The sequence below is a fragment of the Actinoplanes sp. NBRC 101535 genome, assembly GCF_030269225.1.
Taxonomy (GTDB): domain Bacteria; phylum Actinomycetota; class Actinomycetes; order Mycobacteriales; family Micromonosporaceae; genus Actinoplanes; species Actinoplanes rectilineatus.
Genome location: NZ_BSSY01000015.1, coordinates 129,845 through 156,530, shown reverse-complemented (window position 1 = coordinate 156,530; position 26,686 = coordinate 129,845). Strand labels below are relative to the sequence as shown.

Annotated in this window: 23 protein-coding genes and 1 pseudogene; 14 read left to right on the top strand and 10 right to left on the bottom strand. The window is 70.4% G+C overall.

Features of this window, described 5'->3' with window-relative positions:
• The 3 genes and pseudogenes from QSK32_RS33350 to QSK32_RS33340 form a co-directional block, all read left to right on the top strand.
• A partial coding sequence (locus QSK32_RS33350) for a hypothetical protein (RefSeq protein WP_285474088.1) occupies positions 1–198 on the top strand: 198 nt, incomplete at its 5' end.
• A 122-nt stretch (positions 199–320) separates the two neighbouring features.
• Positions 321–449, top strand: coding sequence for a hypothetical protein (locus QSK32_RS33345; protein ID WP_285474087.1), 129 nt, complete (start codon positions 321–323; stop codon positions 447–449).
• Between the two features lie 236 nt (positions 450–685).
• Positions 686–1,216, top strand: a pseudogene (locus QSK32_RS33340) (flavoprotein); the annotation flags it as partial.
• 185 nt (positions 1,217–1,401) lie between these two features.
• Here the strand turns inward: QSK32_RS33340 and QSK32_RS33335 are convergent.
• The gene (locus QSK32_RS33335) at positions 1,402–1,854 is read right to left on the bottom strand and encodes a MarR family winged helix-turn-helix transcriptional regulator (protein ID WP_285474086.1); all 453 of its coding nucleotides are present in this window, start codon (positions 1,852–1,854) and stop codon (positions 1,402–1,404) included.
• Between the two features lie 103 nt (positions 1,855–1,957).
• Here QSK32_RS33335 and QSK32_RS33330 point away from each other — a divergent pair, with 103 nt between their 5' ends.
• From QSK32_RS33330 to QSK32_RS33310, 5 genes are all read left to right on the top strand, one after another.
• Positions 1,958–2,407, top strand: coding sequence for a nitroreductase/quinone reductase family protein (locus QSK32_RS33330; RefSeq protein WP_045746926.1), 450 nt, complete (start codon positions 1,958–1,960; stop codon positions 2,405–2,407).
• A 68-nt stretch (positions 2,408–2,475) separates the two neighbouring features.
• Positions 2,476–3,174: an alpha/beta hydrolase gene (locus QSK32_RS33325; RefSeq protein WP_285474085.1), complete on the top strand. Its 699-nt coding sequence runs from the start codon at positions 2,476–2,478 to the stop codon at positions 3,172–3,174.
• Positions 3,175–3,189: 15 nt separating this feature from the next.
• A complete protein-coding gene (locus tag QSK32_RS33320; RefSeq protein WP_045746905.1) occupies positions 3,190–4,428 on the top strand; it encodes an ATP-grasp domain-containing protein in 1,239 nt (412 codons plus the stop codon).
• A gap of 32 nt (positions 4,429–4,460) precedes the next feature.
• Entirely contained in the window at positions 4,461–6,668 is a 2,208-nt protein-coding gene (locus tag QSK32_RS33315) for a glycoside hydrolase family 9 protein (RefSeq protein ID WP_285474084.1), read from the top strand.
• A gap of 79 nt (positions 6,669–6,747) precedes the next feature.
• Complete coding sequence (locus QSK32_RS33310) at positions 6,748–8,034, top strand: cytochrome P450 (RefSeq protein ID WP_045746906.1); 1,287 nt, start codon at positions 6,748–6,750, stop codon at positions 8,032–8,034.
• Here the strand turns inward: QSK32_RS33310 and QSK32_RS33305 are convergent.
• On the bottom strand, positions 7,976–8,326 hold the full coding sequence (locus tag QSK32_RS33305; RefSeq protein ID WP_045746907.1) for an STAS domain-containing protein: 351 nt from the start codon (positions 8,324–8,326) through the stop codon (positions 7,976–7,978). The two genes, QSK32_RS33310 and QSK32_RS33305, sit on opposite strands and share 59 nt — an antisense overlap.
• Before the next feature lie 389 nt (positions 8,327–8,715).
• Here QSK32_RS33305 and QSK32_RS33300 point away from each other — a divergent pair, with 389 nt between their 5' ends.
• Positions 8,716–9,669, top strand: coding sequence for an endonuclease/exonuclease/phosphatase family protein (locus QSK32_RS33300; RefSeq protein ID WP_285474083.1), 954 nt, complete (start codon positions 8,716–8,718; stop codon positions 9,667–9,669).
• Between the two features lie 74 nt (positions 9,670–9,743).
• Here the strand turns inward: QSK32_RS33300 and QSK32_RS33295 are convergent, their stop codons facing one another.
• The 8 genes from QSK32_RS33295 to QSK32_RS33260 all read right to left on the bottom strand — a co-directional run bounded on the left by QSK32_RS33295 (position 9,744) and on the right by QSK32_RS33260 (position 18,600).
• The gene (locus tag QSK32_RS33295; RefSeq protein WP_285474082.1) at positions 9,744–10,391 is read right to left on the bottom strand and encodes a TetR/AcrR family transcriptional regulator; all 648 of its coding nucleotides are present in this window, start codon (positions 10,389–10,391) and stop codon (positions 9,744–9,746) included.
• Positions 10,392–10,568: 177 nt separating this feature from the next.
• The gene (locus QSK32_RS33290; protein ID WP_285474081.1) at positions 10,569–11,024 is read right to left on the bottom strand and encodes a VOC family protein; all 456 of its coding nucleotides are present in this window, start codon (positions 11,022–11,024) and stop codon (positions 10,569–10,571) included.
• 35 nt (positions 11,025–11,059) lie between these two features.
• A complete protein-coding gene (locus QSK32_RS33285) occupies positions 11,060–12,085 on the bottom strand; it encodes an aldo/keto reductase (protein WP_285474080.1) in 1,026 nt (341 codons plus the stop codon).
• A gap of 301 nt (positions 12,086–12,386) precedes the next feature.
• The gene (locus QSK32_RS33280; protein WP_045746911.1) at positions 12,387–13,811 is read right to left on the bottom strand and encodes an amino acid permease; all 1,425 of its coding nucleotides are present in this window, start codon (positions 13,809–13,811) and stop codon (positions 12,387–12,389) included.
• A gap of 261 nt (positions 13,812–14,072) precedes the next feature.
• Positions 14,073–14,576: a hypothetical protein gene (locus QSK32_RS33275; protein ID WP_045746912.1), complete on the bottom strand. Its 504-nt coding sequence runs from the start codon at positions 14,574–14,576 to the stop codon at positions 14,073–14,075.
• Between the two features lie 175 nt (positions 14,577–14,751).
• On the bottom strand, positions 14,752–15,876 hold the full coding sequence (locus QSK32_RS33270) for a serine/threonine-protein kinase (RefSeq protein WP_353051003.1): 1,125 nt from the start codon (positions 15,874–15,876) through the stop codon (positions 14,752–14,754).
• Positions 15,877–16,691: 815 nt separating this feature from the next.
• Positions 16,692–17,603: a glycoside hydrolase family protein gene (locus tag QSK32_RS33265; protein WP_285474079.1), complete on the bottom strand. Its 912-nt coding sequence runs from the start codon at positions 17,601–17,603 to the stop codon at positions 16,692–16,694.
• A gap of 64 nt (positions 17,604–17,667) precedes the next feature.
• On the bottom strand, positions 17,668–18,600 hold the full coding sequence (locus QSK32_RS33260) for a sulfotransferase family protein (RefSeq protein ID WP_285474078.1): 933 nt from the start codon (positions 18,598–18,600) through the stop codon (positions 17,668–17,670).
• A 736-nt stretch (positions 18,601–19,336) separates the two neighbouring features.
• Here QSK32_RS33260 and QSK32_RS33255 point away from each other — a divergent pair.
• From QSK32_RS33255 to QSK32_RS33235, 5 genes are all read left to right on the top strand, one after another.
• Positions 19,337–20,413 (top strand): glycosyltransferase family 2 protein, encoded by a 1,077-nt coding sequence (locus QSK32_RS33255; protein ID WP_083449561.1) that lies wholly within the window; start codon positions 19,337–19,339, stop codon positions 20,411–20,413.
• 32 nt (positions 20,414–20,445) lie between these two features.
• Positions 20,446–21,396: a glycosyltransferase family 2 protein gene (locus tag QSK32_RS33250; RefSeq protein ID WP_045746915.1), complete on the top strand. Its 951-nt coding sequence runs from the start codon at positions 20,446–20,448 to the stop codon at positions 21,394–21,396.
• On the top strand, positions 21,393–22,724 hold the full coding sequence (locus QSK32_RS33245; RefSeq protein ID WP_045746916.1) for a glycosyltransferase family 2 protein: 1,332 nt from the start codon (positions 21,393–21,395) through the stop codon (positions 22,722–22,724). The genes QSK32_RS33250 and QSK32_RS33245 overlap by 4 nt, the downstream gene beginning before the upstream one ends.
• A gap of 140 nt (positions 22,725–22,864) precedes the next feature.
• A complete protein-coding gene (locus QSK32_RS33240) occupies positions 22,865–25,888 on the top strand; it encodes a putative glycosyltransferase family protein (RefSeq protein ID WP_285474077.1) in 3,024 nt (1,007 codons plus the stop codon).
• Positions 25,885–26,682 carry a DUF1616 domain-containing protein gene (locus QSK32_RS33235; protein WP_045746918.1) on the top strand — a complete coding sequence of 266 codons (798 nt, stop codon included), beginning with the start codon at positions 25,885–25,887 and terminating at the stop codon, positions 26,680–26,682. Before QSK32_RS33240 ends, QSK32_RS33235 begins: the two co-directional genes overlap by 4 nt.
• Positions 26,683–26,686 lie beyond the last annotated feature (4 nt).

The following is a 26,686-nucleotide window of genomic DNA, read 5'->3' as shown; positions in this document are numbered from 1 at the left end:
CACACCACCACGAGCGTGATGACTTCAGGCGCCCAGCACGCCCGTAATCAACACACCACCACGAGCGTGATGACTTCAGGCGCCCAGCACGCCCGTAATCAACACACCACCACGAGCGTGATGACTTCAGGCGCCCAGCACGCCCGTAATCAACACACCACCACGAGCGTGATGACTTCGGGCGCCCAGCGCGGCTGAAGTCACCACGCGGGCGGGCTTCCGCACCCGGACCATGAAACGCGTCTTGGCCGCCCCTCCGACACTATTCGGCGGGCCGCGTGGGGAGTGTCCCCGTGCGCGGATGGGGCACGCTGAACGTCATGACGATCATTCTCACGCCCGTACACCGTGACGACCTGCCCGGCTTCACCGATGTCCCCCTCGCCACCGCGCTGAACCGTCCGGCTGGCGCGGCAGCCGCCATTCCACCGTCCTGGGCCGCGCGGTGAACGGCGACCGGCCCCCGGCCCGAAGCGTCGACCGGACCCCCGACGGCCAGGCCCCCAGCCACCGCCATTCCACCGCCGACGACGGCCGAGGCCCGGACCGCCCCGAGCACCAGAACGCAACCGTGAACTACGGCCGGGGTCGGGACGGGAGCGTAAACACGGACAGGAACGAGAGCACGGACGGAAACCAGAACACGCGCGGGAACGAGAACACGCGCGGGAACGAGAGCGCGGGCGGACGGACGCTCTGTGTCGTCGTGTGTGCGGCCGGCCCGGCGGCGCGCGCCGGGGTACTCGTCGGCCTGGCACAGCGGGCCGGCTGGACCGTCCGGGTGGCGGCCACCCCGCACGCGACCCGGTTCCTCGACCTGGACGAGTTGGAGCGGCTGTCCGGTGCGCCGGTGCGGTACGACTTCCGGCCGGTCGGTGATCCCGGCCCCACCTGGACCGGTGCGGACGCCGTGATCGTCGCCCCGGCCAGTTTCAACTCGGTCAACAAGCTGGCCGCCGGAATCTGCGACACGTACGCCCTCACGCTCGTCGCCGACCTCATCGGACGGGCCCGGCCGATCACCGTCGTGCCGTTCGTGAACACCGTCCTGGCGTCGCGCCGGCCGTTCCTGCGGGCGATGGACTCGCTGCGTGACGAAGGCGTACACATCATCTTCGATCGTGACGACTGGGAGCCGCACCCGCCCGGTGAGGGTGACCGCCGACTGGCCGATTTTCCCTGGGCCCGGGCGCTGACGTCGATCACGGGCCGGTGACCGGCGGTCACGGGCCGGCGCCCGGCGATCACAGGTCGGCGCCCGGCGATCACAGGTCGGCGCCCGGCGATCACAGGTCGGCGCCCGGCGATCACAGGTCGGCGCCCGGCGATCACAGGTCGGCGCCCGGCGATCACAGGTCGGCGATCACGGGCCGGCGACCGGCGATCACAGACCGGCGATCATCAGCCGGCGACCGGCGGCCCCTCGCAACCGACCGCGTGGGCCGCGACGATGCCGCGGACGATGCGTTCGAGGTGTTCCCGGTCGGCGGGGGCGAGATCGGTCAGGATGGTGTCGGGCAGGTGGGCGCCGACGTCGGCGTACAGGGCGTCGGCGGCCTCCTTGCCGCGGGGCGTGACGTTCAGGGTGATCGCCCGCCGGTCCTGCTCGGAGGTCTCGCGGGTGACCATGCCGAGTTTCTCGATCCGGTCGACGAGGCCGCTGAGTCCCGGTTTCGCCAGGCCGAGGAGGCGGGCGAGTTCGGTCATGCCGCGGGGCCCGTCCTTGAGCATGCAGAGCAGTTGCGCCTGGGTGGCGGTGAGCCCGTGGTCGGCGCAGATCTGCCCGTAGCGGCGTTGCACCACGATGGTGAGGTTCACCAGTGCCGATCCGAAGCCCTGCTCGTCGCGATTCACGACCGGTTCCTCCTTGCAAAGGTTCGCAATACGAACTAATTTAGTTCGTGGCGCGAACCTTCGGACGCGCTGACCGCCAGGATCTCATGAGGGAGTGAACACGTTGGCATTCGATACCCGCAACGGCAGCCGCGGAGCACGCCAGCCCGGGGGACGGCTGCTCGGCTTCATGAACCGCCTGATGATCGGCCGGGTCCGGCGGGGCGGCGGCGGCAACCTGATCGTGCTCACCACCCTCGGGCGCAAGAGCGGCGAGGAACGCCAGTCCCCGGTCGCCGGGTTCCCGCTCGACGACGGCGCCTGGCTGGTGGTGGCCTCGGCGAACGGCGCCCCGAAGAACCCGGCGTGGTACTACAACATCGGCGCCCACCCGGACCGGATCCGGATCGAGAACCGCGGGCGGACCGTGCCGGTCAGCGCCGAGCAACTGCACGGCGCCGACCTGGAGGCCGCCTGGCAGACCATCGTCGCCGCGCAGCCGCGTTTCGGCGATTACCGCACCAAGACCGACCGCGAGATCCCGGTCATCCGGCTGACACCGCGGGCGGCCTGACCCGGCCCGGAGCGGCCCGGCTGCGCACAACGGGAGCGGATCCGGCCGTCCGACGTTAATGTGCGTTCATGAGGGGTGTGGGCGGACCGGCTGCCGGGCGCTGGCGCGCCACCCGGCTGCCCGGCCTGACCGTGCGGATCTGGTCGCCGCCCACCCGGACCGACCGGATGCTCGTCGCCCACGACGGACCGGAGTACCACCGGCGGGGCGGGCTCGGACGGTGGGCCGCGACCGCCATCGCCGCCGGCCGCGTCGCGCCCTTCCACCTCGCGCTGCTGCCACCCGGCGACCGCGACGAGTGGTATTCCGCCTCCCCCGGGTACGCCCGGCTGCTGACCACCGAGATCCTGCCGCGCCTGTCGCCGGGCCGTGCGGTGGTCGGCGCCGGGGTCAGCCTCGGCGCCCTCGCCATGCTGCACGCCCAGCGCCGCCATCCGGCCCGGTTCGCCGGCCTGTTCCTGCAGTCCGGCAGTTACTTCCAGGCGCGGCTCGACCGCCAGGAGTCCGGGTTCCGGTACTTCCGGCGGATCACCGGGTTCACCACCCGGGTCCGGCACGCCACCCGCGGCCCCGCCGTCCCGGCCGTGCTCACCTGCGGCGCCGCCGAGGAGAACCTGGCCAACAACCGCGCCATGGCGGACGCCCTGCGACGACAGGGATATCCGGCGACCCTGGCGGCGACCGGCGGCGCCCACGACTGGGAGTCCTGGCGCGACGCCCTGGGCCCGCATCTGACTCCGCTGCTGCACCGGATCTGGCCCGTTTGACACTGGGAGGCGGCCGTGGCCGACGTCGAACACACCATCGGACTGCTGCTGGGCACCGAGGACGACTGGCCGCGGGCCTACGAATCCCTGCTGCGCCGCCTCGGCACGGTCACCGGGCCGGACGGGCGCAGCCATCGCGCCCGGTCGGTGCGGGTCACCATCGAGCCGTTCAACCTGCGCGACCGGCCCCGGCACGACCTGGTGATCGACCGGCTGGCCTACTGGTACTACCACCCGCGGGAGTGGCTCAAGAAGATCGCGCTGATGGACGACGTGTACCTGCTGAACAGCCCGTTCACGTTCCAGTCGATGGAGAAGCATGCGGCGTACTGCGCGATGATGCGGCTCGGGCTGAAGGTTCCGGAGACGGTCCTGGTGCCGTTCAAGAACCCCCTGGAGAATTCGCGCTGGGCGTACACCGCGGCCCGGTACAACCGGCCGTTCGATCTGGAGTCGACGGCGGCGGCGATCGGGTACCCGCTGTGGATGAAACCGTACGACGGCGGCGCCTGGGTCGGCGTCTCGAAGATCCGTAACCCGGACGAGCTGCACACCGCGTACGACGCCTCGGGGGAACGCCTGATGCACCTGCAGGCCTCGGTGGAGGGGTACGACGTCTTCGCCCGCACCCTGAGCATCGGGCCGGAGACGATGGTGATGAAGTTCCGGCCCGAGCAGCCGATGCACGCCCGGTACGAGGTGGACCACAACTTCCTGTCCGCCGCCGCCGGTGACGAGGTGGTCACCGTGTCCCGGCTGGTCAACGCGTTCTTCCGGTGGGAGTTCAACTCCTGCGAGACGCTGGTGCGCGGCGACGAGGTGTACCCGATCGACTATGCGAACGCGTGCCCGGACGTGGCCCTGACGTCGCTGCACTACTACTTCCCGTGGGCGATGACGGCGCTGCTGCGCTGGACGGTGTTCTGTGTGGTGACCGGCCGGAGGCCGCGGCTGGACACCGACACGTCGGAGTACTTCGCGATCGCCGACGACCCCTCCCTGGGGTACGCGGAGAAGCTCGCCGGTTACCGGCGGCTGGCCGACGAGTACTTCGAGGTGGAGCGGTACCAGGAGTTCTGCGCGAAGCACCTGGCCGGCGTGGACGAGATCGTCTTCGACTGGGTGTCGTCGGAGGAGTTCCGGTCGCTGCTGCGCGAGACGGTCCGGGCGATGTTCCCGGTGCACGAGCACGAGAAGTTCCTCGGGCACTTCCACGGGCTGGTCGACGCGTGGATCCGGGACCAGGGGCGTTGACGCGGTAACACGTACGCAATAAACATATCTCCATGTCTCTATGGGAGCGCTCCCGAATCATCGGCCTCACCTCCGCCTTAGTGATCTTCGGCTCCACCGCGCCCGCGTACGCCGACGAAGTCGAACAGGTCGTCAACGGCGGGTTCGACGGCACCGCCGACCCGTTCTGGTCCACCACCGGCATGCCGATCCAGCTCGACGACGGCCGCGCCTGCGTGGACGTGCCCGGCGGCACCGTCAACCGCTGGGACGCCGCGGTCGGGCAGAACGACATCGACCTGGTCGCCGGCGAGTCGTACCGGTTCAGTTTCGACGCGAGCGGCGACGCCGGCCACGTGGCGCGGGCGATCACCGGGCTCGCGGTCAGCCCGTACGACACGTATTTCGAGGTGTCACCGACGCTCGGCGACACGCAGCACTACGAATACACGTTCACGGCCGGCACCTCCACGGACCAGGGGCAGGTCGCCTTCCAGGTCGGGGGCAGCCCCGACCCGTGGCGTTTCTGCGTCGACGACGTCAGCCTCGTCGGCGGCGTCCCGCCCGAGGTCTACGAGCCTGACACCGGCCCCAGGGTCCGGGTCAACCAACTCGCCTACCTCAACAACGGCCCCAAAGCCGCAACACTCGTAACGGACAAAACCACTAAGACCGCCTGGTCCCTGGCCGACAAGTCCGGAAGAGTCGTCAAGAATGGCCAATCGACGCCGCGCGGCATCGACCCGTCCTCCGGACAGAACGTCCACACGATCGACTTCACCGGCTTCCGCCAGCGGGGCGAAGGGTTCACCCTGACCGCGGACGGCGAGACCTCCCACCCGTTCGACATCGGCGGCGACGCCTACCAGCAACTCCGCACCGACGCGCTCAAGTTCTACTACACCCAGCGCAGCGGCATCGCGATCCGCGACGACCTGCGCCCCGGGTACGCCCGCCCCGCCGGCCACCTCGGCGTCGCCCCCAACCAGGGTGACACCGCCGTGCCCTGCCAGCCGGGCGTCTGCGACTACACCCTGGACGTCCGCGGCGGCTGGTACGACGCCGGCGACCACGGCAAATACGTCGTCAACGGCGGCATCTCGGTCTGGGAGCTGCTGCACGAGTTCGAGCAGTCCCCGACCGCCCGCACCGTGAACCTGGACATCCCGGAGAGCGGCGACCGCACCCCCGACCTGCTCGACGAGGTCAGGTGGGAACTCGACTTCCTGCTCAGCATGCAGGTACCGGGCGGTCACCCGTACGCCGGAATGGTCCATCACAAGATCCACGACGCTGCCTGGACCGGTCTTCCGCTGCTGCCCCACCTGGATCCGCAGCCGCGGGAACTGCACCCGGTCTCCACCGCCGCCACCCTGAACGTCGCCGCGACGGCGGCGCAGGCCGCCCGGATCTACCGGCCCTACGACGCGGCCTTCGCGCGGCGGGCGCTGGCTGCCGCGACGACCGCCTACCAGGCCGCCAAGACCAACCCTGTGGTGTACGCGCCGGAGTCCGACGGCGTGGGCGGCGGCGCCTACAACGACACCAAGGTGACCGACGACTTCTACTGGGCGGCGGCCGAGCTGTTCCTCACCACCGGCGACAAGTTGTATGCGACCGACCTGCTGGCCTCACCCGAGCACACCGCGGACTCGTTCGGCCCGGTCGCGTTCGACTGGGCGACCACCGGCGCGGCCGGCAAACTCGACCTGGCGCTGGTGCCGAACGGCTTCACCGGACGTTCCGCGGTGCGCACCCAGGTGCTGGCCGGCGCGGACGAGTACCTCGCGATCCAGAAGGCGCACCCGTACGGCGTCGCCTACTCCCCCGCGAACAACAGCTGGGACTGGGGCTCGGCCAGCATCGTCGCCGACAACACCGTGGTGATCGCCGCCGCGCACCGCCTCACCGGCAACGGAGGATACCGCGACGGCGTGCTCACCGGCGTCGACTGGCTGCTCGGCCGCAACGCCCTCAACATCTCCTACATCACCGGGTACGGGGAGGTCAGCGCGCAGAACCAGCACAGCCGCTGGTATGCCGCGCAGCTCGACCCGGCCCTGCCGCATCCGCCGGCCGGCACCCTCGCCGGTGGTCCCAACTCCTCGATCCAGGACCCGTACGCCCAGTCCAAGCTGACCGGATGCGTCGGGCAGTTCTGCTACATCGACGACATCCAGTCCTGGTCCACCAACGAGCTGACCATCAACTGGAACGCCGCCCTGGTACGCCTCACGGGCTACGTCGCCGATCTCGCCTGAGTCGAGTCGCTGACAGAGATCTTGCAGGTGGTGGGCCTACGCTGGGGGTGCGATCGCACCCTCAGCGGGAGGTCCGCCCATGCAGGCTCTCCGGTTCGCCGCGGCGCTCTACGCCCGGCAGCTCGGCATCGTCCACCGCGGCCACCTCCGCCGCGACGCCCTGTCGTTGCTGCACCTGGCGCCCGGGCGTGACGACCCCTACCGCATCTACCGCCGGGTCCGCGACGCCGGCGACCTGACCCGCACGGCGCTCGGCCACTTCATCACCGCCCGGCACGCGGTCTGCGACAGTGTGCTGCGCGACCGCCGGTTCGGGGTGCGGGCCGCCGACATGAACGGGCCCGGCGCACCCGGCGACGAGATCGACATGTCGTTCCTGGACCGCGACCCGCCCGACCACACCCGGCTGCGCCGCCTCGCCCAGCCCGCGTTCAGCCCTCGCCGGATCGCCGGCTACCGCCCACTGGTCGAGCGCCGCGTCGACCAGCTGCTCGACGCCGCCGGTCCCATGTTCGACCTGGTCCCCGCGTTCGCGTCGCCGCTGCCGATCACGGTGATCATCGACCTGCTCGGGGTGCCGGCGTCCGACGCCGACGGGTTCGCCGCGCACGGCGCGGTCATCGGCAGCGCCCTCGACGGCGTCCGCTCGCTGCGGCACGCCGCCCGGCTCCGGACCGCCAGCGGTGAACTCGACCGGGTCTTCGAGCGGCTCTTCACGCTGCGCCGCACCGCGCCGGCCGACGACGCGGTGAGCCGCATCCTGGCCGCCGAGGGTGATCAGATCCAGTCACACGAGCTGTTGCCGATGTGCCGGCTGCTGCTCGTCGCCGGCTTCGAGACCACCGTCAACCTGATCGGCAACGCGGTCACCGCCCTGCTGGATCACCCCGACCAGTGGCGCGCCCTCTGCGACGACCCGGCCGGTCTGGCCGGGCCGGCCGTCGAGGAGACGCTGCGCTGGGATCCGCCGGTGCAGCGGACCTCCCGCATCGCCCTCGAGGACGTCGAGGTCGCCGGTGTCCCGGTGCGCCGCGGCCAGTTCGTGGTCAGCCTGATCGCCGGCGCCGGCCGCGACCCGGCCGTGCACACCGACCCGGACCGTTTCGACATCACCCGCACCCCGGGCGTCGACCACCTGGCGTTCTCCAGCGGCATCCACTACTGCGTGGGGGCGCCGCTGGCCCGCCTCGAGGCCACCGTCGCGCTGCAACGGCTCGCCGAACGGATGCCCGGCCTGCACCGCGCGGGTGCCGTCCGCCGCCGCAACTCCGGCGTCATCCGCGGGCCGATCAGCCTGCCGGTCGCCCTCACACCGAGAAGGTCTGCGTCGACGGCGGCGCCGGCGGCAGGCCGAACAGCCCGGTGAGTCCGGTGACCCGCAGCTGCCGGTGCACGAACTCGTTCGGGTTGCGCAACTCGAACCGCGTGCCGAAATCGCGGGCCGCCTCATATCCGGCGACCAGCGCACCGATGCCCATCGAATCCATGAACGTGACGAACATCAGGTCGACGATCATCAGCTCCGGCCGGTCCCGGGACACCGTCTCGACCAGCTGACCGCGCAACGCGCCGACCGTCGCCGCATCGAGACTGCCCCGCACCTCGACGACGATCGTGCCGTCGGCCTGCTGCCGTGCCGTGATCACGGCCTCACCCATCACGCCCTCCGAGCCTGGCGACCTGCCCGTTCGCCTCACCGTACAACTCCGCACCTGCCCCTCGCAGGCTGCCGCGTGGTTCGGTGGACGCGGCGCACAGGGCGTACGCCTGACGACGGTTCGTTTCGCATCGCGCACAGGGCTTCGCATATCGGGCGCCGGTTCCGCCGTTTCTCCGGCCTGTCGCTCCGCTCCCTTCTCGCCGGCGCCCTCGCCGCCGGCCCTTCCCGCCCGGCGCCCTCACCGGCGCTTCTCCCGCCCGGCGTCCGCTCTTCCTCCAGCGCGGCCCGGCAGTCCGGGGAATGGCGGTAGCCGTGGCCCATTCGACAGAGAGTGATCGTCCATACTGTCTCAGCAACGGTATCGATCATCATGAACGGGGAGTGTGCATGCGGACTCTGGTGAGACGGATCCTGGCGGTCGCCGCCGCGTTACTGCTGGTGCCGGTGACGGCGCCGCAGGCTGCCCAGGCCGCGACGACGAAGCGGCTGACCGGCCTGCAGTGGAACGTCAGCGGCGGATGGAAGTACCAGACCGGCGGCGCCACCACGCTGATGATCAACACGCTCTTCGACGCGATCATGTCGAGGAATCCGATCCCGGACTTCGTGGCCCTCAACGAGGTCTGCCAGAGCCAGTACTCCGCACTGATCACGAAGCTTCAGGCAACCGACTGGCCGGCGGACGAGACCAACTTCGCCCGGTTCCAGGCCACCCGGAACGCCGAGGCCGGCCCGGACAACCCGGACGTCTGTCAGGGTAACCCGGTCGGCATCGCCCTGTTCAGCAGGCAACCGCTGGGCGCGGCGATCCGCATCCCGCTGGAACCGAACCCGGCGTTCGACAAGGACGAGATCCGGCACCTGCTCTGCGCGCCGACCACCACCATGACGGTGAAGTACTGCGTCACCCACATCACCCCGACGCCGTTCGGCACCGCCGGCAAGGCTCAGCTCGAACAGGTCCTCGGGCACGTCGAGCAGTTCGAGGCGGCCGGCGAGACCGTGCTGGTGGCCGGGGACTTCAACGGAACCCCGAGCTGGCCCGAGTTCGACGTCTGGTACCACCCGAGCGTCGACACCACGGCGAACAGCGGCAACACCGGCAACTGGCGGGAGATGGACGACGCCGACCCGTACTGCCTCGGGTACGGCGAGGGCACCACCAAGGCGACCACCGGCAGCCCGTGCGGCACCGGCACGAAGATCGACATGATCTTCTTCCCGAACGACCGGCTCGCCGGGCAGCACTCCGGTGACTCGCTGCCGCTGAGCACCTGCGGCAGCGAACTCTGCTCGGACCACCGCATCGTCTGGGGCTGGGCCGATCTGAGCATCGACTGACGACAGTGCCGAAGGGCCGCAACCCGCCGGTGGGCGCGGTTGCGGCCCGGTCCTCTCAACCCTGCCGGGGCGGGTCAGGGGCGGACGGCCGGCAGGAGAACGCCGTCGATGATGGAGACGAGGAAGTCGCGGTCGAACGGCTTGCGCTGAATGAGTGCCCGGTAGGCGGCGATGGACGGGATGACCTGGGCGAGGGTCTCGATGTCGGCGGTGGCGCCGACCTCGCCGCGGCTCACCGCACGGGACAACAGCACACGATTGGCGGCGGTCCACGGTTCCACGATCGCGTCGTTCGCCGCCTCGGCGAGCCCGCGGTCCTGGCTGAGCATCGACGCGAGCCCCGCCATGATCGAGAGCTGGTACTCGCCCTCCTCGACGGATGCCGGTTTGAACAGCGCGAGGATGTCGCCACGGAGGCTGCCGGTGTCGGGCAGGCTGTCGAGGTCCGCCTGGCTGCGTTTCATGTGCCCGACGGCATCGAGGACCAGGTCGGCCTTCGACGGCCAGCGACGGTAGAAGGTGCCTTTACCGGCCTTCGCCCGCGCCGCCACCGCGGCCATCGTCATACCCGTGTAGCCGACCTCCGCCAGAACCTGCAGGGCCACATCCAGGATCTCGGCGTCGCGGTGGGGGTCAGGCTTGCGGCCCGGACGGCGGTGAACGGTCCGGCCGGCCTCGCCGTCCGTGCCGGCGTCACCCGCGGTCGGGTCGTCCTGCGTCATAACGGTGGTCTCCTCGCTGCCAGATGCATGTCCTGCTCGAAGTCGGTCCCGATCCATTGTTGTGCCGACGGCCCGGTGGGCGGCACACGGGGCCGCGTGCCGCCCACCGGCGGTCGAGGCAGGGCTCAGACCGCGGGAACGTGAGACGCCGGAGAGGAATCGGTCAGGCGAGGGTCACTACTCGTGGGCGTTGACCAGCCAGGTCACCCCGTACTGGTCGGTGACGATGCCGAAGCCGGGCGACCAGGTCGACGACGCGAAGTCCTCGACGACGACCGCGTTCACGGCCAGACGCTTCCAGAGCGCTTCGGCTTCGGCGAGGCTGGTGCTGCGCAGGGTCACGAACATCGGCTGCTCCGTGATCGTGGTGCCGTTCGCGCGCCGGGTGGACCCCGGCTTGCCGAAGTCCGGCGCTTGCGTGCCCGGGATGTCGTAGCCCATCAGGAGGACGCCGTCAGCGGTGGTGATCTGACCGAAGACGATCCGGTCGCTGTCGGGCATACCCGCGGGCATACCGAAGTCCTGATAGGTGTGCGACAGCAGGTCGCCGGCGAAGACATCCCGGTAGAACTCCAGTGCCTGGCGCGCCTGGCCACCGGCGAAGTTGAGGTGCGGGATCGCGGAGGTCGACATGAGAAGGTTCCGTTCGTTCGAGGTGCGGGGGTTGATCAGCGCCGGCGCAGTGTCGCGTCGGTGAGCGCGGGCGGGAAGTAGCCGGCGTCGCCGGCGGTCATGTTCCGGCCCGGAGGCACGATCTGGTCGATGCGGTCGAGGATGTCCTGATCGAGAACGAGGTCGGCGGCGCCGAGCTGGCTGTCGAGCTGTTCCACGTTCATCGGGCCGATGATCGGTGCGGTCACCGCTCGGTGGGCGAGCACGAAACCGAGTGCGAGGTGGATCAGGGACAGGCCGGCCTCGTCGGCGAGCAGGGCGAGGGCCTCGACGGCGTCGAGCTTGCCGGCGTTGCGCGGGGCGTCGATGTCGAAGATGCCGGGCATGAGTTCGGTACGGCTGCTGACCTGGCCGGTCGCGCCCTTGCGGAACGTGCCGGAGAGCCAGCCGCCACCGAGCGGGCTCCAGGTGAGCACGCCGATGCGGTGTGCCTCGGCGGCGGGCAGGACATCGGCTTCGATCCCGCGGGCGAGAATCGAGTACGGAGGCTGCTCGGTCACGAACCGGCTCAGTCCCCGGCGTTCGGCGGCCCACTGCGCCTCGACGAGCTGGTGGGCCGGGAACGTCGACGAACCGAAGTACCGGATCTTCCCGGCCCGCTGCAGATCGGTCAGTGCCCCCAGCGTCTCCTCGATCCCGGTCGCCGGGTCGGGGCGGTGCACCTGGTAGAGGTCGAGGTGGTCGGTGCCGAGTCGTTTGAGGCTGCCCTCCACAGCCCGCATGATCCATCGGCGTGAGTTGCCGCGGTCGTTGACGTCGTCACTCATCGGGTTGTGGAACTTGCTCGCCAGGACCACCGCGTCGCGGCGCGTCCCGGCCAGCGCCTTGCCGACGATCTCCTCGGCCTCGCCCCGGGCGTAGAGGTCGGCGGTGTCGACGAAGTTGATGCCGGCGTCGAGCGCGTGGTGGATCGTGCGGATGGAGTCGTCGTGGTCCCTGTTGCCCCAGGATCCGAACATCATCGTGCCCAGCCCCAGGGAGCTGACGCGCAGTCCGGTGTCGCCGAGAGGGCGGTACTGCATGTGATCACCCGTTCTTCAAGACGGCTCCGCATCACATCGCAGGAGTCTTCATCTGAGCCGAAGGCTCCTGAGCTGCGACGGAGCGAAGCTTGCCCCTTAAACGGTACCCGCCGGTTTCGGTAACGGCAAGTATCGGTACCCGCTGGTATTAATTTATTCCGGCGCAACGGACCGGGTGAGGACCGCGATCAAGAAGCCCCTGGACACGTGTCGTGGTCAGCGCCCGCGTGGCGACTTCAGCCCGCCCCCAAGTCACCACACCCCGATACGGGCGTGGTGACTTCGCGCGCGTGGAAGCTCGTCAGTCCCGTCGTTGACTCGACTCCGCGTTCCGGCGGACCAGGGAGTGGCGGTAGCCGTAGACGGCGTAGATGATCAGGCCGGCGGCGAGCCAGACACCGAACCGGATCCAGGTGTCCAGCGGCAGGTCGGACATCAGGTAGACGGCGAAGGCCACCCCGATCAGCGGCAGCACCGGCGACCACGGCACCCGGTACGGCCGGGGCATGTCGGGCCGGGTGCGGCGCAACACGATCACCCCGATGTTGACCAGGACGAACGCGAACAGCGTGCCGATGTTGACCAGCTCGACGATGGTGCCGAGCGGGACCAGCGCGGCCAGGATCGCGATCAGGACGCCGAGGGTGACGGTCAGCCGCGCCGGCGTACCGAAACGAGGGTTGACCTTGGCCATCCGGCGGGGCAGCAGGCCGTCCCGGCACATGGCGAAGAAGATCCGGGTCTGTCCGTAGAAGATCACCAGCACCACGCTGGTGATCGCGACGACCGCGCCGAGCGCGAGGATCCCGGCCGCCCAGGGCATGCCGGCGCCCTGGTCCAGTGCGGCGGCCAGCGGCGCGTCACTGTCCTTCATCTGGTCCGGGGAGGCGATGCCGAGCGCCCCGGCGGTGGTGAGCACGTAGAAGAAGGTGCAGATGATCAGCGATCCGATGATCGCCCAGGGCAGGTCCCGGGCCGGGTTACGCGCCTCCTCGCTGCCGGTGGAGACCGCGTCGAAGCCGATGTACGCGAAGAAGATGATCGCCGCGGCCGCCGTCACCCCGTCCGCGCCCGCCGGGGCGAACGGGTGGAAGTTGGCGGTGCTGAAGTTCACGAACGCCACCACGATGAAGAACACCAGCACGACCAGCTTGATCACGACCATCACCAGGTTGACCCGGGCGCTCTCGGTCACGCCGCGGATCAGCAGGGCGGTGATCGCCAGGACGATGAAGACGGCCGGAAGGTTGAACACGCCACCGTCCTCCGGCGACTTGGCGATCGCGTCCGGAAGGCTGACCCCGAACGCCGCGTCCAGGAACGCGTTCAGGTTGCCGCCCCAGCCGATCGCGATGCCGGCCACCGACACCCCGTACTCCAGGATCAGGTCCCAGCCGATCACCCAAGCGACCACTTCCCCCAGCGTCGCGTACGTGTAGGTGTAGGCCGAACCGGAGACCGGGATCGACGACGCCAGCTCGGCGTAGGACAGTGCCGAGAACACGCAGGCCAGCGCGGCCAGCACGAACGACAGGATCACCGCCGGCCCGGCGATCCCGGCACCCTTACCGATCACCACGAAGATCCCGGTGCCGATGATCGCGCCGACGCCCATCGCGGTCAGCTGGGTGACGCCGACCGCCTTCTTGAGCTCGGAGCCCTCCTCGGCCGTCCCCTTGATCAGCGATCCGACGTCCCGGATCGCGAACAGTCCCGCCTTGGCCATGGCGCCCCCTCATCAACCGCTGGACCTCACTCATCCCGCACTTGCCACGCTCGCAAGCGCAACGACGAGCCGATCAGCGCGATGCGACAACTTCAGTCATCCGGGTTGCCAGTCCCCCTACGAAGTGGATGATGGCCGGCTGATCAGGGTGGTCCGGCACGGAGGGGATCGCCGCAGCATCGGGGCACCGCCCTTGCGCGGACCCGGAGCATCGTCGCCGCTTCCACGCCCGCGGTGTCCAGCACCCGCCGAGCCCTCCGGCTACCGCTGCTTCCGCCACGGTCCGAAGGCCTGCTCGTAGCTCTCCGCCAGTTCCGGCGAGTCGGCCGTCCCGCTGAGACAGTCCCAGACGCCCCCGTCGCCCGCCGTGATCAGGTACGTCTGCCCCTCGCGGTAGGAGACCGCGTCGGGGTTGCCGCCGTCCTGCCGCAACCGCACGGTCGCTCCCGGTTCCCCCCGGAAGGTGTGGGTGACCGTGATGGTGACCGAGGCGTCGACCGTGCCCACCTCCGTCGTCGCGACGTCGGTCACCGACGTGACCGTGCCCTCGAAGACGACCTCGGCGTCCTTGAAGAACTCCGCCTCAGGCTGCGCGCAGCGGGCGGCCGCACCCCCGGCCGTCAGGGTGAGGCCGGAGGATGCCGCCGGGGACGGTCCGGCACCGGGGTCCGCGGTGCCGGCGGAGTTCACATCGTTCGGGTCGCCGGCGCAGCCGGCCAGGGCCAGTCCGAGGGTCAGGGTGCTGGCGAACATCGCGTACTTCATGGTGCCCTCCCGGATCGGATCTCCTCGTCACCTGTATGTGTCCGGGAGGGACGATGGTCTTTCGCCGGTGGTCCGGCCCGACGGACAGTGACCCCGCCATGCACACCGGTCACTGCCCGCAACGAACCCGGACCGGACGGGACCGGACGGGACCGGACGGGACCGGACGGGATGATCAGAAGGCGCGGTGGCGGCCCACCCGCTCGGTGTGTGAGGGGACACCGTCGCCCGGAGGGGCCGCGCAGGGAGCCGCCTCAGGAACACGGACAGAGGAGACGGCCGACGGCGGTCCGGCTGGTTGCGGCACCACGGAAGGGTGCGGCACCCCGGACTCACCCGGAGCCGACGGCCGGGGTGCGACGGCCGGCTGAGCCACGGCGGGGTGCGCGGCGGAGGTCGGGGCCGACGCGGCGCGCTCGTCCCACGGGGAGAGGGCCGGGTGGTGCGGCCACGGTTCCAGGTCCATCAGCGGGACGTAGACGCGCGCGTCCACCGCCTCGGCCAGCAGCAGGGCCGTCACCATCGCCGTCGGACGTGCCGCCGGGTCGCGGTCGAGGCAGCTGAAGCACAGGTCCAGGACCTCCGGCGGGACGCCGTCGAGGTGGGGCAGGGGTTCCGGGTCGGCGAAGCGCTGCGCTATCACCAGGCCGGTGCTCGTGCGGGCGCTCCACGGCAGGCGGCCCGACAGGCAGTGGTAGAGCAGGGTGCCCAGGGCGAACATGTCCGCCGCCGGGGTGGCCGGTTCGCCGTCGAAGCGTTCCGGGGCGATGTAGGCGGGGGTGCCCAGCACCGGCGCGTCCGGGTCGGCGTCGTGGGCGCCGACGGCGGCGGCGATGCCGAAGTCGAGGACTTTCGCACCGGCCGGGGTGAGCATCACGTTCGCCGGTTTGATGTCGCGGTGCACCACGTGTTCGACGTGGGCGGCGGCCAGGGCGGCCGCCACTTCGGCGCAGACGCGGACGCCGATGCGCCAGTCGAGGGGGCCTTCGGCGAGGTGCGCGCTCAGGGTGCGGCCCTCGACGAGTTCCATCACGATGTAGGGGACGTCGCGGCCCGGCGACGGCGAGGTCCCGAAGTCGTGCACGCCGGCCACGTTGGGGTGGGCCAGTCGTGCCGCCGAGCGGGCTTCGGCGCGGACCAGGTCCACTCCCGCCTCACCGAGGGTGCCTTCCACCGCCGGCGCCATGATTTTCACGGCGACCGGCCGGTCGAGGACACGGTCGTGTCCGCGCCACACTTCTGACATGCCGCCCAGACCGATTCGGTTCACCAGCTGGTAGCGCCCGCCCAGGGTCCGCATCGTGCCTCCTCACCGGGGTGGGAGAGGACCGGCCCCGCCCCGCCACCAGGTGTACCCCACTCACCGGGGCACAAACGCCGGTGGCGGCCCGCGGGGGTACGGCCCGGACGGCCCGGGCGCCCGCGGATGTCCGGGTGTAAACATGACGCCGATTCGTCGTGCGGCTCGGCCGAATGGCGGATGTGATCACCTATTCGGCGCGGATTTACCGGAACCTTCATGCAATAGCGCCGGGATGTCGGCGTGCACGGTGGAATCGACGATTCGGGAACGCTCCCAAATCACTTTCGAAGCTGTGTTCCGCCTGTGTGCCTTTGTGGCGGAAACGGGACTCGGGGATACCTTACGGAAACATTGTAGGAGCCTTAAGGAAACACCAAGAGACTCCCCGTCGTCACTTACCGTAGACATCGACTGTCATCGGGGATCACTGCGGGCCCCACGGGGAGACACTCACCGTACCGGCACGCAGAGTGACCGGATGCTCATCGGAAGCCGGTAAAGAAATGGCGGAGACACTCCTTGTGAGAGCGGCTCCGCCATCGACAGTGCGGCCGTTTTCCGCGCACACCTGACGTCGCCGACGACGTTAGGCCATGTGGATCGAGGTGTGAAGGCGGGTGCCGCCGCACGTGACGGCACTCTCACACCGATCGGCGGCGCCGCCCCGAGCCGTCCGCGACTGATCACTGTGCGCTTATACCCGTACCCGCTGGAGTGGATCATGATCACCCACCGCGACCGGCCGGAGACGGCGATCGGGGCGCCCCCGGCGAGGCACAGACCCCGGGAGACGCCCCGATCACACCGGCAGATCAGACCACCTGGGTACGCAGATCATGGGCCCCGTCCGGGCGGGTGGCCTCGTAGTACAGCCGGCAGCGGCCGTCCGGCAACCCGACCAGGCTGAGATAGCGCAGCCCGTGCGGGGCGTGCGGGCTGCCCACCGGCTCGCCGTCGTCCGCGGTCAGCGCGCCGAAGGTGCCGTCCGGCAGGCGCACGCCGCGGGCCACGCCGGTCCGCTCCTCCCAGTTCTCACTCGCGGTCGCCCGGCCGTCGTAGGAGACGGTGATCCCGTCGCCGTCGACCCGGACCGAGGAGACGCGCACGCCCCGTGCGTCCCACTGCCCGGGACGGCCGGCCAGCGCGGTCCCCCGCCAGGTCCAGTGCACGCCGTCCGGGCTGGTCGCGTACCGCGTGGTCATCCGGTCGGCGTCGTCCCAGGACTCCAGGGGGTGCACCGACGCCCACAGGTGCCAGCCGTGCTCGTCGTGGTGCAGCACCGGGTCCTTGACGCCGACGGTGTCGTCACCGGCCAGGACGGTCACCGCGGGCGCGGTGGGCAGGCCCTCCGGGGTGTCCGCCTCGAGCATCTCGACCCGCCAGTGCTTGGTGCCGGGGGTGGCGGCGCTGACGTAGAGCCGCCAGCGGCCCTCCGAGGTGCGCACCAGGGCCGGGCGTTCCAGGGATTCGGCCCCGAACCGCTCCTTGCCCACCTCGGCGACCACGGTGAAGCTCAGGCCGTCGGTGGAGCGGGCCACCACGTTGGCGATGCCGCGGCCGGCCCCGAGCGGCAGGCGCAGACGGTACGCCAGGTAGATCGCCCCGTCGGCGGCGATCGAGCTGGGGGCGCCGGACCACGCCCCCGGCTCGGCGCCCGGCGGCTCGACCACCACCGTGGAGTCTTCCCAGCGTGGCAGGGGCAGGACCGAGATTCCGGTGGTCAAGGCGACTCCCCGAGGTAGCGGCGGCGGGCCCGTCAAGTCTGCACCATCCATCGTGGCGAGCGGGTCAGGCGCGGGCATGCCGGTCCAGGCTGAGCCAGTCGTCGTAGCGCTGGCCGGTCACGTCCTGCAGCAGGGCGATGTCGTCGGTGAAGTGCGGCAGCAGCGCGGCCCGCTCCTGCGGCGTGGTCACCGGGCGGCTGCCCCGCTTGCGGTGCAGCAGGGTCAGCAACGGGCCACGAGCGGCGAGCCGCAGCGGGACCGGGAACCGGTGCCCGACGGTGCCACCGGCCCGGAGCAGGCCACGCAGCACCCGGTTCAGCCCGTTGTCCTCGACGTAGTGCCGGTTGACGTTCTCCCTCGGGATCGAGGTGAGAACGCCGGTGCGGACGCCCAGGAACGAGCAGACCCGGTCCAGCGTCGCGGCCGGGCTGTCCTTGAGATCGCGATACCGTAGCAGAAGCACCTGTTCCGCAGAGAACCGCTGGTAGAGGTGCTCGAGCTGCTGTCCGTAAAGGCCCAGTCCGATGTAGTGCCAGAAGTCCGCCCAGCCCGCGGCCCGGCGTTTCTCCTCGGCGGCACAGGCCGCGAGGAAGTCCGCTTCGGACTCGAGACCGGCGACCCACAGGTGCGTCCAGTTGGAGTGCGCCCGGTCCACCGGGTCCCGTAGCAGGACGATCATCTTCACGTCCGGGACCAGGGCCTGGATCCGGTCGTGGGCCTTCAGGTCGTACAGGTAGAAGGGTGTGGCCTCACCGCGCAGCGCACCCGGCGGGGCCGGTGCGAAGAGGGCCTCGTAGTCGTCGCGCCGCCAGACGTGCTCCTGGTAGGTCTGCACGTCACCGGGGCCGCCGAAGGCCGGTGGGGCGCCGTCGGAGAGGAAGAACTTCGGCTCCTTGACCGGCGACAGGAACAGCTGCGGGTGCCGCGTCAGTGCGGCGTGCAGAGCGGTGGTGCCGGCCTTGGGCACGCCGGCGATGAGGAAGTCGGGCAGCGGCACGGGTCCCCCTGAGGGTGCGACAAACGACCTTTAGCCTACAGATCGACTAGGAATTCGCACCCCGGCGGGCGATCACTGCCGCTTCGGCCGGCTCCGGAGCCGCCACCAGGCGGAACGCCGGAAGCGGGTGCATCCCCCGCGCTCGCACAGAACACACTCGCTGCCCGGGCGGTAGTGCCGGTGCGCGGCGTACGGATGCCCGCAGACGCAGGGCGCGGTGTCGGAAGCCATCGAGTCACCAACGGACGAGAGCGTCGGAGGCTACGGGTGCGCGCCGGCCGGATGCCATGGCCACCACCGTAGCCAGCCTCTGCTCCTCACGCCCAGCAACGGCGCACTCACCCGACCGGGTGACGGATATACGCTGCGTTAAGAGTCAAGCCCGAAAAGTTAGGTAGAAGAAAATAAACCCGAAAATTCTTCTTGTCCGGTTTTGTCATGATCGACTCCGCTATTATGCATTCGTCATAGGCTCTCCGCCTGAGACCGAAGCAGGGAGTATGTCCGTAACACAAGGTAACGATGTGGCCTAGGTCGCGCCGGGTTACCTCGGAGGACTTGCTTTGGCCATACTGAAACTGTCAGCTTTGAGGCCGCTGTGACCCAGACCTTTCTCGCGGTATGTTGACGCTACGTAATCCCTTGCTAGGTTGATTTCCTGAAGCGAGCGGCTGTGCGAACCCAGGGTCGGGAATTCGCGCGACAAGTCGCATTGCCGCCCCCGGAAGGGACCGACATGGAGCTTTCGCACTTGAATACGAACACCGACAGTAACCGTCCGCAATCACCCACAGTAAGTGTGGTGATTCCTACCCTGAACGAGGAGCGGAACCTGCCGCACGTGTTCGCGAAGCTCCCGGAGATGATCACCGAGGTGATCGTCGTCGACGGTGGCTCCAAGGACCGCACCGTCGAGGTCGCGCGTCAGCTGCGCCCGGACGCCGTGATCGTGCAGCAGACGCGTAAGGGCAAGGGCAACGCCCTCGCGTGCGGCTTCTCCGCCTGCACCGGCGACATCATCGTGATGATCGACGCCGACGGGTCCACCGACCCGGGCGAGATCCCGCTCTTCGTCGAGAAGCTGATCAACGGCGACCACTTCGTGAAGGGCTCGCGCTTCAGCCACGGCGGGCACAGCCACGACATCACCGCGCTGCGCAAGCTCGGCAACGACGGCCTCAACCTGGTCGTCAACGTGCTCTTCCGCACGCACTTCACCGACCTCTGCTACGGCTACAACGCCTTCTGGCGCAACGTCGTGCCGGCCCTCGACCTCCCGGACACCGCGCTGCCGCGTCCCGCCGACGGCAGCAAGATCTGGGGCGACGGCTTCGAGATCGAAACCATGATCAACATCCGCGCGGTCGTCGAGAAGCTCAACGTCGGCGAGGTCGGCAGCACCGAGCACGAGCGGATCCACGGCGAGAGCAACCTCAACACCTTCCGCGACGGCTTCCGCGTGCTGCGGACCATCTTCAGCGAGTACGGCCGGATGCGGCGTCGCCGGAGCGCGGGCCTGCCGCCGTTCGTGCAGAGCCTGATGTCGCTGCCGGTCACCCCGGCCGCCCCGCAGAACCCGGGTCTGCAGCAGCAGGTCGCCCACCACCCGGTGGACCCGCGGCGCGAAGCCGGTCACCTCAACCGGTCCAGCGCCCCCCGTGAGGTCGGCACCCGCCGCACCGACGACATCAACAAGCTGCGCAGCCGGGCGCTCGACGACCTCGGCGCCCAGCCCACCCAGGATCTGAGCTCGCTGCGGGCCCGGGTCATGGAAGAGGACGGCACCCGCCTCCCCGCCTCGCTCGACGACTGAGCGCCCCTCCCGCCCACAGGAGCACTCCCCTCGTGAACCCCACCCCTCTCGCCACGACGATCGTGATCCCGACCTACTCGGAGGTGCGCTGGGAGTACCTGACCCGGACCCTGTCCTCGGCCCGGGCCCAGACGTACACCCCAGAAGAGATCATCGTGGTCGTCGACCACAACCCGGCGATGTTCGCGCGGATCCAGCGCGAGCTGCCGGGGGTCACCGTTCTGCAGAACGAGTACGCCCAGGGCGTCTCCGGCAACCGCAACACCGGCGCGTTCCACGCCAAGACGCCGCTGATCGCGTTCCTGGACGACGACATCGTCGCCGAGACGGACTGGCTCGAACGGCAGATCGAGCCGTTCACCGACCCCACCGTGGTCGGCACCGGCGGCGCGATCGAACCCGCCTGGGAGGGGCCGGCGCCCAAGTGGATGCCGGACGAGTTCCTGTGGGCTGTCGGCGGCTCGTACGCCGGCATGCCCACCGAGACCGCGCCGATCCGCAACGTCTGGTCGGCCAACATGATCGTCCGCCGGGACGTGTTCGTGGCGGCGGAGGGTTTCCGGGTCGGCTTCGGCAAGCTCGGTGACCGCAACCGTCCCGAGGACACCGATCTGTGCCTGCGGATGAGCGAGGTCAGCGGCGGCCACTGGATGTACGTGCCGGCCGCCGTCATCCAGCACGAGGTCCCCACCGAGCGGGCCAGCTTCCGGTTCTTCGTGAAGCGCTGCTACGCCGAGGGCCGGGGCAAGGTGCAGATGTCCGGCCTGCACGAGAACGACGCGCTCGGCGCCGAGCGCAGCTACCTGTGGTCGCTGCCGAAGGCGGTGCTGCGCCACGTCGGCGCGGGACTGACCGGCAAGGGCGCCGACCACTTCCTCCGCGCCGGCGGCGTCGTCGCCGGTGTGACCGCTGCCGGAGTCGGCGGCGTTGTTGAGACGGTGAGCGCTCGCCGCAACCGTACGGACGCGGGAGCAGGACAATGACCTCTGGAACCGGCATCACCCCGGCCCCCGGGCTGGACGAGGAGAGCGGCATCCGTCCCGCCGTCGTCCTCGACCTCGAGCTGTCCGAGCCGCTGCCGCCGGTCGCCGCGGTGGCCCCGGACGGCCGCCGGGTGCAGCAGGCCTGGGCACTGGTGCGGCTCTTCACCGAGCCGCTCGGCACCATCCTGGTCGACGTGCCCGACCACGGCCTGACCCCGGCCGACCTGGCCGCGGCCGTCGAGGCTCAGCTGGGTTCGGTGGTCGGCCCGCGCCTGGGCGGTGCCCGGGTGCCGTCGACCGGTCTCGTCCCGCAGTCCGAGCCGGCGTTCCTGGCCGGCCGCCGGGCGGCGCTCGCGGCCGCGCCGGACATCACCGTGGTGATCTGCACCCGGGAGCGTCCCGGCGCACTGGCCCGCGCCCTGGACAGCCTGCTCAACCAGGAGTACGCCCCGGCCCGGATCCTGGTCGTGGACAACGCCCCGGAGACCGACCAGACCGCCGAGGTGGTCCGTTCGGCCGCCCGCCGCGGCAAGGTCGACTACCTGTTGGAGCCGAAAGCCGGGCTCTCCTTCGCCCGGAACGCGGCCGAGGCCGCCACCCGCGGCGAGATCGTCGCCTGGCTCGACGACGACGAGCTGGCCGACCGGCACTGGCTGGCCGAGGTGGCCCGCGCGCTGGTCGAGCACCCCGAGGCGGACGTCGTCTCCGGGGTGATCGTGCCGGCCGAGCTGGAGACCAAGGCGCAGCTGTGGTTCGAGCAGTTCGGCGGGCACAGCAAGGGCCGCGGGTTCAAGCCGGACACGTTCGGCCCGCACACCGCGCACCTGCAGAGCCCGCTCTACCCGCTGCCGCCGTTCGGCACCGGGGCGAACATGACGTTCCGTCCGGGTGTCATCGAGCGCATCGGCGGCTGGGACAACGCGCTCGGCGCCGGCACCCCGGCGATGGGCTCGGAGGACACCCTCGCCTTCACCAAGGTGCTGCTGGCCGGTGGGACGATCGTCTACCAGCCGACCGCGGTCACGCACCACTACCACCGGCGGGACTTCGCCGGCCTGCACAAGCAGATGGTGGGGTACGGCACGGGGCTCACCGCGGCGTACACCGGTCTGGTGCTGGGCCGCCCGGGACTGTTGTTCAAGCTGATCCAGCTGGCGCCCACCGCGCTGCGTGATCTGACCGGCGCGGACAGCCTGCGGGTGTCCACGCTGAAGGACGACTTCCCGAGGGAGCTCCTCACGGCCAACCGGCGCGGGATGATGGCGGGACCGCGGGCTTACCTGCGCGGACGACGCGCCGCCCGGGCCAAGCTCCGGGGCACCCGCTAACTGATCATGAAGAAGTACCATCTACCGGGAGTTCCGCCCGCCGACTGGCATCCTCGATTCCGGGGGTGACCGCGGGCGGCCCCGGTGGTGGAACCGCCTCATCGTGCCCGACCTTCGAAGAAGCTGTGGAGGCTGTTTTCATGGGGGACCAGCCGACGTCCGACCGGAAACGGACGCCGGAGGAAGCGACCGCGAAGCCCGCGGATCCGCGACCCGACGAGACCGTCGTGCTCACCAAGCAGGGCGGTGCGGGACAACCCGCGAAGACAGCCGGCCCGGCGAAGGCGGCCACTCCCCCGGCCGCCCCACCCGCGACGGCGGATCCGCCCGCGCCCGGCAAGCCGCAGACACCCGGGAAGGCGACGCCGCCCGAGGCCGGTGGCACAGCCGTGCCCGGGGCCGCGAGGACCACCCCGGGCCGGTCGACCATGGGCCGGGCCACCCCCGGCACAGCAGCCCCGACCACACCCGGCCGCTCCACCCTCGGCGGCGTCCCCGCCGCAAACCCGACCACGCCAGGACGGTCCACCGTCGGCGGCGCGCCCGTCTCGAACCCGACCACACCGGGACGATCCACGCGTGGCGGCGCACCGACCCCGAACCCCACGGCGCCCGGCCGGTCCACCCTCGGCGGCGCGCCCGTCTCGAACCCGACCCCGCCCGGACGATCCACCCTCGGCGGCGCACCGGCCCCGAACCCGACCGCGCCCGGACGATCCACCCTCGGACGGGCGGCCCCGCCCGCGACGGGTGCCGCCAAGGCCACCCCGCCGGCGGGCAAGGCTCCGGCCTCCCCCGCGCAGGCTCCGGGCGTACCCCCGAAGAATGTCCCCCCGGCCGCGCCCCCCGCCAAGCCCGCGCCGTCGCGGGCCGAGGCTGACGAGACGATGATCCTGCGGATCCCGGCGAAGGCCACGCCGCACCGGCCCGCCGCCGACGACACCGCACCGGTCAAGCAGGTCCCGCCCCCGCCGGCCAAGAAGCCCGCCGACGACACCGTCGTGATCGGCAAACTGCCGCCGGCCGAGAAGACCCCGGGCAAACCGGCCCGTAAGAAGCCGGCCGGCGAGGACACCGTCATCATCCGGCTCCCCGGCAAAGAGGCGCCGGCGCGCAAACGCGCGGTCGGCGACGACACCGTGATCATCCGGCTGCCCGGGTCGAAGCCGAAGAACGCGCCCCGCAAGCCGCGCGCCGACGACACCGTCATCATCCGGCTGCCGCAGGCGCCGAAGAAGAAGGCCGCCGGCCGTGCCACCGTCGACAAACGTTCGGTCGGCGAGGACACCGTCATCATCCGGGTTCCGGCCTCGCCGAAGCCCGCGCCGAAACCGGTCCGGCCGAGTCAGGTCGACCTGGGGTACGCGCCCTGGGTCCTCGCGCTCTCCAGCCTGGGTGTGGTGATCGTGGCGCTGGCCTACGGCGGCGGGCGCGCGGACACCGGATGGGCGATGACCGCCTACTGGATCGGCCAGATCATCGTCTTCTCCCCGGTGGTGTTCCGGCTGCTCAGCCGGCTCGCCGGGGTGGCCGAGTCGTTCCTGCTGGTGATCGGTCTGGCGACCAACCAGTATCTCCTGAAATGGCTCTACAGTCCGGATCAGTTCCGCTTCCCGGACGAGTTGCAGCACTGGCTGGCGACCACCCTGATCACCGAGTCCGGCCAGTTGTTCCGGCTGAACAACGCGCTGCCACCGGCCGTGCACTTCCCGGGCCTGGCCGAGATGGGCGCCTCGATCTCGTCGCTGACCGGTCTGCCGGTCACCGCCGCCGGGGTGATCGTGGCCGGGATCGCTCACCTGATCTTCGTGGGGATGCTGTTCTCGGCCGTGCTGCGGGCCAGCAACTCGCCCGCGATGGCCGGGGTGTCCTGCGTGACGTACGCAACGGCCATGCACTACCTGTTCTTCAACTCGATGTTCCTGTACCTGACCGCGGCGCTGCCGTTCTTCATGATGACGGTCTGGGCACACCGGCGGTGGCGGACCGGCGGTGGCCGCAAGTTCCTGGCGCTGGCGCTGGTCGGGATCCTGATGACCACGGTCAGCCACCACGTCACGGCGTTCGCGCTGGTCGCGACGCTGCTGCTGCTGTCGGTCTCGGAGCTGGTGCTGGAGAAGCCCCGCCAGTGGATCACGCTGGTGGTGCCCGCCGTCGCGCTGGCCGTGGTGACCGGGTGGATCCTGCTGGTCGCGCAGGACGTCATCGCCTACCTCGAGGCACCGGTGCAGAGCCTGATCGCCTCACTGGAGTCGATGTTCGGCGGTAGCAACGCCGAGGCGACCGCCTCGCAACCGGTGCCGCTGACGCAGCTCGCGGTGCAGGGCGCGGGTCTGCTCGGCCTGCTGGTGCTCTTCCTCGCGGTGGCCCGGGACATGCTGCTGCGCAAGGACCGCGACAGTTGGCGCTGGGCGGCCCTGGTCGGCGGCGCGGTGTTCTTCGCCGGCAACGGCGCACGGTTCCTCGGCTCCGGCGGCCCGGAGATCGCCGGGCGGCTCTCCACCTTCACCTACGTCCCGATGTCGATCATCGCGGCCATCGCCATCGTGTACGCCGTCCAGATCATCCCGCCGAAGGACGAGAACGGCCGGCGCTGGCTGTCGGTGCCGCCGCCCGGCGTCTCGGTGACCACCGGGCGCCGCCTGGCCGGCCAGGTCTACCTGGGCACGGCACTGATCACGGTGCTGATGGTCGGGGCGCGGACCGGTGGCTGGCCGCCGGTGTCGGCCCTGCTGCCCGGGGGTTATCTGCCCGCCGCGTACGAGCGGTCGGTCGACGCGTACGGCGTGGAGGCCGCCCTCTGGCAGGCGGCGAACCTCAGCCACGACTCCCGGGTCGGCGGTGACATCACCGCGGTGGCGCTGTCGTCGACCTACGGCCGGACCGACCCGGTCCGTGAGGTGGGCGAACTGTTCTACGCCACCACGTGGGGCGGCACCGAGCAGGAGATCGCCCGGTCGCGGGGTGTCGGCTACCTGGTCGTGGACGACCGGCTCGGCGACGCGCTGCCGTCCAACGACGCGTACTTCCAGGGTGACCCGATGGCCGGCCGGATCACCGAGCCGCTCTCCGAACTGCAGTTGCACAAGTTCGACACGATCACCAGCGTGTCCCGCATCTACGACAACGGCAAGGTCCGCATCTACCAGTTGGGAGCCTCGTGAACACGGCCCGGGCCGGCGTCCTCGCCGGGTTGACCGTCGTCGCCGGAGCGGCCGTGATGTTCGGCCCGCTGCCGCTGTCGGTGCCGGGCGGGCTGGCGCTCGCACTGGTGCTCCCGGGTCTAGCGCTGGTCGAGGCGATCTTCCGGCCGGGGCGCCGGGACATCGGCATCGTGGAACGTCTGGTGCTGATCCCGTCGCTGAGCCTGGCGCTGATGGTGCTCGGCGGGCTCGCGGTGTGGGCGGTGGGCGGCACGCTGAACCGGATCGCGTGGATGCTGATCGCGGCGGCGGCGACGCTGATGGGGTTGTCGCTGGCGCTGTTCCGGGCCAAGACCCTGCAGCCGGGGCCGGTCCGGATCTCCACCGCCGAACCCGACAGATCACCGTTCTGGACGAAGAAGCGGATCCTGAGCGACATCCTGCCGCTCGCCCTCGCCGTCGTGCTGATCTCCGGGATCGGCTGGTGGTCGTTCCTCGACTCCGAGCAGACCTACGACAGCAAGCTCACCACCCTCGCCGTCTCCCCGCCGCCGAGCACCGGCGCCGACGGCAACCGGACCGTCGAGATCACCGCCACCGGCCTGGACGTCACCGCCGGCCCGTGGACCCTGGTGCTGATCGGCACCGCCGGCGAGAAGCTCGCCACCAACGTCCTCACGCCGGACGACGACGGCGTCTGGGACGGCCCGTTCACGCTTCCCGGCGAGGACCGGGTGACCGCGAACCTCTACCGCGGCACCGACATGACCTCCCCGTTCCGCACCGTGATCATCGCTGCCGCCGCAGCTCAATAGAGAA

Coding starts and splice junctions, on each gene's coding strand:
- QSK32_RS33345 (WP_285474087.1), top strand. CDS start 321: ATGACGATCATTCTCACGCCCGTACACCGTGACGACCTGCCCGGCTTC.
- QSK32_RS33325 (WP_285474085.1), top strand. CDS start 2,476: ATGAGGGGTGTGGGCGGACCGGCTGCCGGGCGCTGGCGCGCCACCCGG.
- QSK32_RS33315 (WP_285474084.1), top strand. CDS start 4,461: ATGTCTCTATGGGAGCGCTCCCGAATCATCGGCCTCACCTCCGCCTTA.
- QSK32_RS33310 (WP_045746906.1), top strand. CDS start 6,748: ATGCAGGCTCTCCGGTTCGCCGCGGCGCTCTACGCCCGGCAGCTCGGC.
- QSK32_RS33305 (WP_045746907.1), bottom strand. CDS start 8,326: ATGGGTGAGGCCGTGATCACGGCACGGCAGCAGGCCGACGGCACGATC.
- QSK32_RS33300 (WP_285474083.1), top strand. CDS start 8,716: ATGCGGACTCTGGTGAGACGGATCCTGGCGGTCGCCGCCGCGTTACTG.
- QSK32_RS33295 (WP_285474082.1), bottom strand. CDS start 10,391: ATGACGCAGGACGACCCGACCGCGGGTGACGCCGGCACGGACGGCGAG.
- QSK32_RS33290 (WP_285474081.1), bottom strand. CDS start 11,024: ATGTCGACCTCCGCGATCCCGCACCTCAACTTCGCCGGTGGCCAGGCG.
- QSK32_RS33285 (WP_285474080.1), bottom strand. CDS start 12,085: ATGCAGTACCGCCCTCTCGGCGACACCGGACTGCGCGTCAGCTCCCTG.
- QSK32_RS33280 (WP_045746911.1), bottom strand. CDS start 13,811: ATGGCCAAGGCGGGACTGTTCGCGATCCGGGACGTCGGATCGCTGATC.
- QSK32_RS33275 (WP_045746912.1), bottom strand. CDS start 14,576: ATGAAGTACGCGATGTTCGCCAGCACCCTGACCCTCGGACTGGCCCTG.
- QSK32_RS33270 (WP_353051003.1), bottom strand. CDS start 15,876: ATGCGGACCCTGGGCGGGCGCTACCAGCTGGTGAACCGAATCGGTCTG.
- QSK32_RS33255 (WP_083449561.1), top strand. CDS start 19,337: ATGGAGCTTTCGCACTTGAATACGAACACCGACAGTAACCGTCCGCAA.
- QSK32_RS33245 (WP_045746916.1), top strand. CDS start 21,393: ATGACCTCTGGAACCGGCATCACCCCGGCCCCCGGGCTGGACGAGGAG.
- QSK32_RS33240 (WP_285474077.1), top strand. CDS start 22,865: ATGGGGGACCAGCCGACGTCCGACCGGAAACGGACGCCGGAGGAAGCG.